Source organism: Pseudomonas sp. GM48, assembly GCF_000282335.1.
Lineage (GTDB): Bacteria > Pseudomonadota > Gammaproteobacteria > Pseudomonadales > Pseudomonadaceae > Aquipseudomonas.
This window is the reverse complement of sequence record NZ_AKJM01000190.1, coordinates 1-10812: the sequence shown is the minus strand read 5'-3', so window position 1 is coordinate 10812 and position 10812 is coordinate 1. Positions and strand designations below refer to the sequence as shown.

Annotated in this window: 10 protein-coding genes; 7 read left to right on the top strand and 3 right to left on the bottom strand. The window is 59.9% G+C overall.

All coding sequences use genetic code 11. From position 1 onward, the window contains the following. Window positions 1–174: 174 nt before the first annotated feature. Window positions 175–1074 carry a bestrophin family protein gene (locus tag PMI28_RS00285; RefSeq protein ID WP_007992898.1) on the bottom strand — a complete coding sequence of 300 codons (900 nt, stop codon included), beginning with the start codon at window positions 1072–1074 and terminating at the stop codon, window positions 175–177. Between the two features lie 5 nt (window positions 1075–1079). Next, window positions 1080–2078 carry a GTP 3',8-cyclase MoaA gene (moaA, locus tag PMI28_RS00290; protein WP_007992897.1) on the bottom strand — a complete coding sequence of 333 codons (999 nt, stop codon included), beginning with the start codon at window positions 2076–2078 and terminating at the stop codon, window positions 1080–1082. Window positions 2079–2502: 424 nt separating this feature from the next. Between moaA and PMI28_RS00295 the strand changes: the two genes are divergently transcribed. From PMI28_RS00295 to PMI28_RS30270, 4 genes are all read left to right on the top strand, one after another. Continuing rightward, on the top strand, window positions 2503–4827 hold the full coding sequence (locus tag PMI28_RS00295) for an FdhF/YdeP family oxidoreductase (protein ID WP_007992896.1): 2325 nt from the start codon (window positions 2503–2505) through the stop codon (window positions 4825–4827). A 137-nt stretch (window positions 4828–4964) separates the two neighbouring features. Next, window positions 4965–6386, top strand: coding sequence for a cytochrome ubiquinol oxidase subunit I (locus tag PMI28_RS00300; RefSeq protein ID WP_007992895.1), 1422 nt, complete (start codon window positions 4965–4967; stop codon window positions 6384–6386). Between the two features lie 17 nt (window positions 6387–6403). Then, window positions 6404–7420: a cytochrome d ubiquinol oxidase subunit II gene (cydB, locus tag PMI28_RS00305; RefSeq protein ID WP_007992894.1), complete on the top strand. Its 1017-nt coding sequence runs from the start codon at window positions 6404–6406 to the stop codon at window positions 7418–7420. Further along, window positions 7407–7562 (top strand): DUF2474 domain-containing protein, encoded by a 156-nt coding sequence (locus PMI28_RS30270; protein ID WP_007992893.1) that lies wholly within the window; start codon window positions 7407–7409, stop codon window positions 7560–7562. Before cydB ends, PMI28_RS30270 begins: the two co-directional genes overlap by 14 nt. 158 nt (window positions 7563–7720) lie before the next feature. Here the strand turns inward: PMI28_RS30270 and PMI28_RS00310 are convergent, their stop codons facing one another. Then, the gene (locus PMI28_RS00310) at window positions 7721–8572 is read right to left on the bottom strand and encodes a CAP domain-containing protein (protein ID WP_007992890.1); all 852 of its coding nucleotides are present in this window, start codon (window positions 8570–8572) and stop codon (window positions 7721–7723) included. Window positions 8573–8714: 142 nt separating this feature from the next. Between PMI28_RS00310 and PMI28_RS00315 the strand changes: the two genes are divergently transcribed. From PMI28_RS00315 to PMI28_RS00325, 3 genes are all read left to right on the top strand, one after another. Then, entirely contained in the window at window positions 8715–9335 is a 621-nt protein-coding gene (locus tag PMI28_RS00315) for a cell wall hydrolase (protein ID WP_007992889.1), read from the top strand. Between the two features lie 199 nt (window positions 9336–9534). Next, window positions 9535–10512, top strand: a complete 978-nt coding sequence (locus PMI28_RS00320; RefSeq protein WP_007992887.1) for an NAD-dependent epimerase — start codon at window positions 9535–9537, stop codon at window positions 10510–10512. 50 nt (window positions 10513–10562) lie between these two features. Then, on the top strand, window positions 10563–10812 hold a 250-nt coding region (locus PMI28_RS00325), incomplete at its 3' end, for a glycosyltransferase (RefSeq protein WP_007992886.1).

The following is a 10812-nucleotide window of genomic DNA, read 5'->3' as shown; positions in this document are numbered from 1 at the left end:
AAGCCCGCTCCCACAGTTTTGATCTTCAGTGAACGCCAATCCCACGGCCGACCACAATCCCTTGTGGGAGCGGGCTTGCTCGCGAAGAGGCCGGCACATCCAACAGAGATATTGCCTGACCTGACGCCTTCGCGAGCAAGCCCGCTCCCACAGGTTCTGTGTGTTTCTTTAGTGTCAGTTCAGCACGAAATCCACCGGCTCCAGTTGTGGCGGAAGTTCCGTCACGCCCAGGGCAGACAGCACATCGCGTTCGATGTTGCGCACGATGGCGTCGGTGGGCAGGTCGTTTTCGTCGCGGCCGAACGGGTCTTCCAGTTCGTCGGCAATCGCATCCAGGCCGAAAAAGGTGTAGCTGACAATCGCAGTGAAAATCGGTGTCAGCCAGCCCAGGGGTTCGGCCATGGCAAACGGCAAAAGGATGCAAAACAGGTAGATGGTGCGGTGCAGCAACAGGGTGTAGGGGAAGGGTAGCGGGGTGTGTTTGATCCGTTCACAGACCGCCTGGGCGTGGGTCAGGCTGGCCAGATGGTTGGCCATGAGCGTGTAGCGCCAGTCGTTGATCGCCCCGGACTCATTGAGTGTCGAGCACTGCTGACCGACCTGCATCAGGATTTGCCCGCTGATGTCCGTGGTGTCGCCCTTGGGCATCGGGTGCAGCCAGTCGCCACTGGCGGCGATTTCGTTTTCCCGGCGCAGCCGCGCGTTGAGGGCATGGGCGAAGCCGCACAGGTTGCTGAGGATCGTGTGTCGTTCAGCCGCGTCCTTGATTACCAGGGTTTCACGAATCATCGAACGGATTTCCACGATCACATCGCCCCACGCCTTGCGCGCTTCATACCAGCGGTCGTAGCAGGCGTTGTTGCGAAAGCTCATGAAGATCGACAACGACAAACCCAGCAGCGTGAAGGGCGTGGCACTGACCTTGGAAAAGTAGCTGGGATGCAAGGTTTCAATGAGCACGATAGCCGAGGCGAGCAACGTCACCATCAGGCTGCGCCAGGCAATGCGCTTGGCGATCGAACCCTTGAGGGACGTCAGCACGCCGATCAGGTTGGGTTTGGGTCTCACGATCATGGGGTTCAGCCGCCCGTCATGTTCATGAAGCGAACGACTTGAACATCGTCGTTCACTTCGAAGTTGTGCCGATAAGGCTTGAGCTTCATCGCCTCGATAATGGCTTTTTCCAGGCGCTCGGGCTGTCCGGGGTGGCTACGCAAGACTGCCTTGAGATCCACCGAGTGCTCATTGCCCAGGCACAGCAGCAGGCGTCCTTCCACGGTCAGCCGCACCCGATTGCAGGTGCCGCAAAAGTTGTGGCTGTGGGGTGAGATGAACCCCAGGCGAATCTGTGGCGCCTCGGCCAGGCGCCAGTAGCGCGACGGACCCTGGGTCGACTCGGCGGAATCAATCAAAGTGTAGCGTTCGGCGATGCGTTCGCGGACCTGGGCGCTTGCGAAAAACGATTCGGCGCGGCTGTGCTCGTCGATGGTGCCCAACGGCATTTCCTCGATAAAGGAGATGTCGAGGTTGCGGTCGATGGCGAAGCTCACCAGGTCATTGATCTCATGGTCGTTGCGGCCCTTCATCACCACGCAATTGAGCTTGGTGTTGCGAAATCCCGCCTGGTTGGCCGCGTCGATGCCTTTGATGACCTGCGCCAGGTCACCGGTGCGGGTCAGTTCGCGAAAACGTTGCGGGTCCAGGCAGTCGAGGCTGATATTGAGGCGCTTGACCCCGGCCTCGAACAACGGCCCGGCCAGTCTGGCCAACTGCGAACCGTTGGTGGTCATGCACAGTTCACGCAGGCCGGGCAGGGCGGCGATCTTCTCGCACAGTTGCACCACGCCCGGACGGATCAGCGGCTCGCCGCCGGTCAGGCGGATCTTGCGGGTGCCCAGCGCCACGAAGCTATGTGCCAGTTGATAAATCTCTTCCAGGGTCAGCACCCGTTGCCGGGGTAGAAACTGCATGTCCTCGGCCATGCAATACACGCAACGGAAATCGCAGCGGTCGGTGACCGACATCCGCAGATAGTCCACGCGCCGGGAGAAGCCATCGATCAAGACTCGTTCTGACATGACACCCTCGCTTGGCACTGTATGTGTTGAATGGACTTTGTAGGAGCGAGCTCGCTCGCGATGGTCGTTAACGATTACGCGTGATAACTGGCTAAACACGGTGTTCTTGAGTCCATCGCGAGCGAGCTCGCTCCTACAGATATTGCGCAGATAACGGATTTGTTGAGCGCAGGCTAAGAGCAACTTTAACGGGCGTCCAATCACTATTAACAACCGGGTGATCGAGCGGGTCGATGATGAACTTTTTGTTGTGGTTTAAAGGCCTATAAGTGATTTCAAGTCATTGAAAAACAAGGTTAAAAACCCGTGATAGAGCGTTTCGATAATGTAGTCGTAAATAGCGATTAGACAATAATTAATCCCTGTTCATATGCTTTTCTCCGTCAAACGATCAATGGCCTGAATCAGGTCACGGAGAAGTACCATGTCTCAAGTCGACCGCTACAAACCCTACAAAGGTGCCGCCGCCGGTTGGGGGGCGCTGATTGCTGTTACCAGGAACTGGCTGGGCAGTGAAAACGCGCTGAAGAATATTCGCGCCATGCTCAAGACCAACCAGAACGGCGGTTTCGACTGCCCCGGTTGCGCCTGGGGCGAGTCGCCGGAAAACGGCATGGTCAAGTTCTGCGAAAACGGCGCCAAGGCGGTCAACTGGGAAGCCACGGGCCGTTTGGTTGACCCGGCGTTTTTCAACAAATACAGCGTGTCGGCGCTGGCCGAGCAGAGCGATTACTGGCTGGAGTATCAGGGCCGCCTGACTCACCCGATGCGCTATGACCCTGCCACCGATCGCTACGTGGAAACCACCTGGGACGAAGCGTTCGCGACGATCGCCCGGCACCTCAACGCGCTGGAATCGCCGGACCAGGCCGAGTTCTATACCTCGGGCCGGGCCAGCAACGAGGCGGCGTTTCTTTATCAGTTGTTCGTCCGGGCCTACGGTACCAACAACTTTCCCGACTGCTCGAACATGTGCCATGAAGCCAGCGCGGTGAGCATGATCGAAAGCCTCGGCGTGGGCAAAGGCACCGTGGTGTTTGACGACCTGGAGCATGCCGACGCGATCTTCGTCATCGGCCAGAACCCCGGCACCAACCACCCGCGGATGCTCGAACCGTTGCGTGAAGCGGTCAAGCGCGGAGCCCAGGTGATCTGCATCAACCCACTCAAGGAGCGCGGACTGGAGCGCTTCCAGCATCCACAGCACCCGATCGAAATGCTCATGAACGGCTCCGAGCCGACCAACACCGCGTACTTCCGCCCGGCACTCGGCGGCGACATGGCGGTCATGCGCGGCATGGTCAAGTTCCTGCTGCAGTGGGAGCGCGAAGCGCAGGCCAGCGGTGGTGAGCCGGTATTCGACCATGAGTTCATCGCCGAACACACCTCGGGAATGGATGCCTACCTGGCCGAAGTCGACGCAACCAGCTGGGAGCACATCGAGCAGCAGTCGGGCATGTCTTTGGCTGACATCGAACTCGCCGCCCGCATGTATGCCCGGGCCAAACGGGTGATCATGTGCTGGGCGATGGGCCTGACCCAGCACACGCACTCGGTGCCGACACTGCAGGAAGTCATCAACCTGATGCTGCTGCGCGGCAATGTCGGCCGTCCGGGCGCGGGTCTGTCGCCGGTTCGCGGTCACAGTAACGTGCAGGGCGACCGCACCATGGGCATCAACGAGCTGGCACCCACCGATTTGCTCAATGCCCTGGAAAAACGCTTCTCCTTCAAGCCACCGCGTGAACATGGCCACAACACCGTGATGGCGATTAGCGCGATGGAGCAGGGGCGTTCGAAAGTGTTTATCGCTCTGGGTGGCAACTTCGCCCAGGCCACCCCCGACACCCCGCGCACCCACGCTGCGTTGCGCAAATGCAACCTCACCGTGCACATCGCCACCAAGCTCAATCGCAGCCATCTGGTCACCGGCCGTGAAGCGCTGATCCTGCCGTGCCTGGGCCGCACCGACATCGACATGCAGGCCGAAGGGCCGCAAGGCGTCACCGTGGAAGACACTTTCAGCATGATCCACATCTCCCACGGCCAACTGAAACCGAAGTCGAAACACCTGCTGTCGGAGCCTGCGATCATCGCCGGGATCGCTGCCGCGACACTGGGCAAGCACCCGATCGACTGGAACTGGGCCATCGGCGACTACGGCCGCATCCGCAACATGATTGCCGACACCATTCCCGGCTTCGAAGATTTCAACCGGCGCTTGCTGCACCCGGGCGGTTTCCATATGCCGAATGATGCGGCCAAGCGCATCTGGAAAACCGCCAGCGGCAAAGCCCAGTTCACCCCGAGCGTGCTGCCGGAGCATCTGATCAGCGAGGGCGTGCGCAACCTGGCGGTCAAGCCGCACCTGATCCTGCAGACCATGCGCTCCCACGATCAGTACAACACCACGCTGTACGGCCTGGATGACCGCTATCGCGGGGTCTACGGCATGCGCGACGTGGTGTTCGCCAACGAACAGGACATTCGCCGGCTGGGTTTCGAGCCGGGGCAGAAGGTCGACCTGGTGGCGCTGTGGGACGACGAACGCGAACGTCGGGTCAGCGGTTTCACCCTGATCGCCTATGACATTCCGGCCGGTCAGGCGGCGGCGTACTACCCGGAGACCAATCCGCTGGTGCCGCTGGAAAGTTACGGTGACCGCACCTTCACCCCGACTTCCAAGTTCGTCGCCATTCGGCTGGAGCAGGCCAAGGCAAACGGCCTGATTTCGACCTCCGCTGCGTAGTGCCGATCACTCAAGACTTTGTGGGAGCGAGCTTGCTCGCGATTGCAGGGTGCCAGGCGCCATTGATGTTGAAGGTGCCGGCCTCATCGCGAGCAAGCTCGCTCCCACAGTTTTAAATCCGCGATGAGGATATCGAAATGTTTAACCTGGAGGCACTGGACCTGGCGCGGATGCAATTCGCGTTCACGGTTTCGTTCCACATCATCTTTCCCGCCATCACCATCGGGCTGGCCAGTTTTCTGGCGGTGCTCGAAGGGCTTTGGCTGAAGACCCGCAACGACACCTACCGCGATCTCTACCATTTCTGGTCGAAAATCTTCGCCGTCAACTTCGGCATGGGTGTGGTCTCGGGGCTGGTCATGGCCTACGAGTTCGGCACCAACTGGAGCCGCTTCTCCGACTTCGCCGGCAGCATCACCGGGCCGTTGCTGACCTATGAAGTGCTCACGGCGTTCTTCCTCGAAGCCGGTTTCCTCGGGGTCATGTTGTTCGGCTGGAACCGCGTAGGGCGCGGCTTGCACTTCTTCTCGACGGTGATGGTCGCCATCGGCACGCTGATTTCGACCTTCTGGATTCTCGCGTCCAACAGCTGGATGCAGACGCCACAGGGTTTCGAAATCGTCGACGGTCGCGTGATGCCGCTGGACTGGCTGGCCATCGTGTTCAACCCGTCGTTCCCGTACCGCCTGGCGCACATGGCGATTGCCGCGTTCGTGGCCACGGCGTTCTTTGTTGGGTCGTCGGCGGCGTGGCATCTGCTGCGCGGCAACGACACCAAGCAAGTGCGCAAAATGCTGTCGATGGCGTTGTGGATGGCGTTGATCGTCTGCCCGATCCAGGCCGTGGTCGGTGACGCTCACGGCTTGAACACCCTGGAACATCAACCGGCGAAAATCGCCGCGATTGAAGGGCACTGGGAAAACAACGGGAGCGAAGCGACGCCGCTGGTGCTGTTCGGCATCCCCGACATGCAGGCCGAGAAAACCAAATACGCCATCGAAATTCCCTACCTGGGCAGCCTGATCCTGACCCACAGCCTCGACAAACAGATTCCGGCGCTCAAAAGCTTCCCGAAAGAGGATCGCCCCAACGCGACGATTATTTTCTGGAGCTTCCGCGTCATGGCCGGGCTGGGCATGTTGATGGTGCTGGCCGGCGTGCTCGGCCTGGTCCTGCGTCGCAGCGGTGCCATTTACCGCAACCGCTGGTTCCTGCGCCTGATGCTGTGGATGGGCCCAAGCGGCCTGATCGCCATGCTGGCCGGGTGGATCACCACGGAAGTGGGGCGCCAACCGTGGGTGGTGTATGGCCTGCAACGTACCGCGAATGCCGCGTCCAATCACAGCGTCACGCAGTTGAGCATCTCGTTGGCGCTGTTCGTGGTGATCTATTTCTCGGTGTTCACGGTGGGTATCGGCTACATGATGAAACTGGTGGCCAAGGGGCCCAAACCCCATCACGAGCATGCACCTGCGGGGCATGCCGATCAGGTGATCACACCGCGCCGGCCGCTGTCCGCCGACGCCGAAATCCTCGAAACCGACGCCCGCGTCAATTGAAGGAAGGGAGTTGAGTCATGGGTATTCAAGGTATCGATTTATCGCTGATCTGGGGCGTGATCATCGCCTTCGGCGTGATGATGTACGTGATCATGGACGGCTTCGACCTGGGGTTGGGCATTCTGTTTCCGCTGATCCCGGATACGAAGGAGCGCGATGTGATGATGAACACCGTGGCACCGGTCTGGGACGGCAACGAGACCTGGCTGGTGCTGGGAGGCGCGGCGCTGTATGGCGCGTTTCCGCTGGCCTATTCGGTGATTCTGGAAGCGCTGTACCTGCCGCTGATCCTGATGTTGTGCGGCTTGATCTTTCGCGGCGTGGCGTTCGAGTTTCGTTTCAAGGCCAGTCCTGAAAAGCGGCATGTCTGGGACATGGCGTTCATCGGCGGTTCGCTGCTGGCGACCTTCTCCCAGGGCGTGGTGATTGGCACTTACATCGCTGGCATCCCGGTGGTCGACCGGCAGTTCGCCGGTGGTTCGCTGGACTGGCTGGCGCCGTTTCCGCTGTTCTGCGGTGTGGGTCTGATCGTCGCCTACGCGCTATTGGGCAGCACCTGGTTGCTGGTCAAGACCGAAGGCATGCTCGAATCGCGGATGCGCCTGTTCACCCGTCCGTTGGCCTGGCTGTTGTTGGCGGTAATCGGTGTGATCTGTGTGTGGACGCCGATCCTGCATCCGGACATCGCCACGCGCTGGTTTGCTCACGCGCACCTGGCGGTATTCGGTGGCCTGGCGGTGCTGGCCTTGCTGGCGATGTTCGGCTTGCTCAAGACCCTGCGCCAACGCCACACCCATTGGCCGTTCGCCTTCACCCTGATGCTGGTGTTCCTTGGCTACATCGGCCTGGCGTTCAGTATCTGGCCGAACATCGTGCCGCCGTCGATCAGCCTGTGGGCCGCGGCGTCACCGGCGACCAGCCAGTTGTTCATCCTGATCGGGGCGCTGTTCATATTGCCGATCATCCTGATGTACACAGTCTGGAGCTACTACGTGTTCCGCGGCAAAGTGAGGATTGGCGATGGCTACCATTGATTCCCGTGAACCAGCACCGGCGCCTTGGTACAAGCGCCTTGGGTGGCTGGTGTTGATCTGGCTGGGCAGTGTGGTTGCGTTGGGAGTGGTGGCGGGGGCGTTACGGATGTTGATGCACGCGGCGGGGATGAGTTCTCACTGAAGCGTGCTGCCAGACAACCGAAATGGCAGCGGTGACAAATCACCTGTGGCGAGGGAGCTTGCTCCCGCTGGACTGCGCAGCAGGCCCTCTTTTGGGGCCGCTTCGCAGCCCAGCGGGAGCAAGCTCCCTCGCCACATTGTTTGCGTCAGGTTCAGTTCTTACTGAGCGCCAAACATCGCCGTCCAGTAAATCCCCGCATCACTCTTCGGATCGGTCGCATACGCCGCGCCCAGTTCACGGAACTGCGGGTTCATCAGGTTGGCGCAATGGCCGGGGCTGGCCAGCCAGCCATCGACCACCTTGCGTACGCTGTCTTGCCCGGCGGCGATGTTTTCGCCGATCTGCTGGAAATCGTAGCCGGCCAGTTCCGCGCGGTCGCCCGGTGTGCGGCCATCGCGGTCCTTGTGATCAAAGTAGTTTTTGTTGGCCATGGAGCGGGAGTTGCCTTCGGCGGCGGTGGCCAGCGTGGCGTTCCAGGCGAGCGGCGCGGTTGCATTGAAAGACTGGGTGCCGCATTGACGCGGCTTGGCCCGTGCGGCGTTGAGTTCGATTAGCAGCTTCTGGCCCTCGGTCTGCCAGTCGCCCAGGCGTGCGCTTAACAACGGACGTGCGACCACGATGCGCCATTGCCGGTCCTGGCGGCTGACGCCGATATCGACGAATTGCGGGTCGAGGACGATCTGGCAAAAACTCTCCTGAATCGCTTTCATCGCCGAGGCTGCATCGCGAGGCCCGGACAGGCTGATGACCTGCACATTCTTCATGGGATAACCCGCAGTGGCCATGGCCTGCTGCAGATCACCGATGCTCGGGGCGCTCAGCACCAGGCGCGGGTCGGCCGACAGCGGCGGCAGCTCCGATGGGACCTGGCCGGCACAACGCTGCAGTTGGCTGCGGTAGACATTGATCGACTCGATCAATTGCGCTTCGTCCGCTGCCACGGCGTTGGCGGCAAATAACAGGCTCAGTGACAAACCGGCAAAACGCATTGCGGATGAGATGAAACCCATGAAAATCCCCCTTGAGCAGATTGCGCCCATGATGCGCGAAGTTGACCCATCCCGGACAACGGATTTATCCAGAGTGTAGTGGGGTGGGAGAAATCATTTCACTACTACACTGAGTCGAACCACTCACCGAGTGACATCGATCATGCGCGTCGACTGGATCGCCACCTGCCTCGCCCTCACTTTGCTGGCCGGCCCGGTATCCGCTACGGATCAACAGCAAAAACAGCAAGCGGCCGAGAACAAGGCTGAGGTGCTGGAACAGAAAGCCGCCGAGAACAACAGCCCCGCCCCGGCGCCCAAGGCTGAAGCGATTACCCCGTCCGAAGTCCAGGCCGTAGACCCGGCGGGCGTCGCGCCGCTGGACGACGCGATCACGTGCCTGGCCCGCTCCATTTACTGGGAAGCCAGGGGCAAGGACTCCGCCGACATGGAGGCGGTGGCCAACGTGGTGATGAATCGCCTGGGCCACGAGGGCTTTCCGGATACGGTGTGCAAAGTGGTCAAGCAAGGCTCGGAAACCAAGAGTTGCCAGTTCTCCTGGTGGTGTGACGGCAAATCCGATTCGGTCCAGGAAGAGGTGCCTTACACGATGGCCAAGGAGATCGCGCGCAAGGCCCTGAACAAGGAACTTCCGGATCGCACCCAGGGTGCCCTGTACTTCCATGATCGTACCGTCAAGCCGGATTGGGCCAAGGAATACATCAAGACCGTGGACATCGGCTTGTTCCGGTTTTACAAGCCACATGACGATTCGGCCAAATAGTATCGGCTGTTTCGGCCAAATAATGTTTTTTTGCTGAGGTTTTGCACGGCGTTATCGAAACTGAAATGTTTCTGTTTTATAAGCTTCACAACGAAACCGTGCGCGAATGACGCGATAAGCAGGAACTACACATGAAGCTGACGAGTGTCTGGATCAGTAATCTCGCGCCGATCACGGCGCAGTCGCTGGCGTGCGTCCAATGACCGTTCTGGTCACCGGTGCAGCCGGTTTCATCGGTTTTCATACGGTCCAGCGCTTGTGCCGCGAGGGTCAGGAGGTTGTCGGTATCGACAACCTCAACGACTACTACGATGTCGAGCTCAAACACGCACGCCTCAAGGTGCTGGAGACTCTGCCGGGATTTCGTTTCCAGAAGATGGACATTGTCGACAAACCGGCCCTGATGAGCTTGTTCCGGGAGCACGGTTTTACCGAAGTGGTGCACCTGGCGGCTCAAGCCGGGGTGCGCTACTCGCTGGACAATCCGGATGTCTATGCACAGTCGAACCTGGTGGGTTTCCTCAATGTGCTGGAAGCCTGTCGGCACCATCGCCCCGAACATCTGATCTACGCCTCGAGCAGTTCGGTGTACGGCACCAACAGTAAAATGCCGTTCAGTGTCGAGGATCCTGTCGAACATCCCGTTTCGCTGTACGCCGCCAGCAAGCGCTCCAATGAACTGCTGGCCGAAAGTTATTGCCATCTATATGGCTTGAAAGCCAGTGGCCTGCGCTTTTTTACCGTCTACGGTCCATGGGGCCGCCCGGACATGGCGCTGTTCAAGTTTACCGACGCCATCCTCAAAGACCTGCCCATCGACATTTACAACCAGGGGCAGATGTCGCGCGACTTTACCTACGTCGATGACATTGTCGAAGGCATCGCCCAACTGCGCCCAAAACCTCCGGTGCCGGAAGGCTCTGCCGCCGGGGTAAACCGGCTCTTCAACATTGGTCGCGGAATGCCGGTGGCGTTGCTGGATTTCGTCGAGTGCCTGGAGTCAGCCTTGGGCCTGCAGGCCCGGCGTAACTACATGCCGATGCAGGCCGGTGACGTGGTCAAAACCTGGGCCGATGTTTCGGCACTGGCCGAGTGGGTGGGCTTCAGCCCGCAGGTGACGCTCGAAACCGGCGTCGGAGAGTTTGTGAAGTGGTATCGGCAGTTCTATCAGATTTGAAGCGTTCGCCTCTGATCTCGAAAAAATCAAAAAAAGGCGAGAGAGACCCCATGAGCCAAGACATTTTTGTATCCGTACTGATTCCCGCCAAGAACGAAGCGAACAACCTCAAGCCATTGCTTGAGGAAATCCGCGTGGCGCTGGCCGATGAGTCTTACGAAATCATCGTGGTCGACGATGGCAGCACCGACGCGACCTTGCATGAACTGCGGCAGATCCGTCACGACGGCTTGAACACCTTGCGCATCCTCCATCATGAGCGTTCGCTGGGGCAGAGTACCTCGCTCTACCACGCCGCCC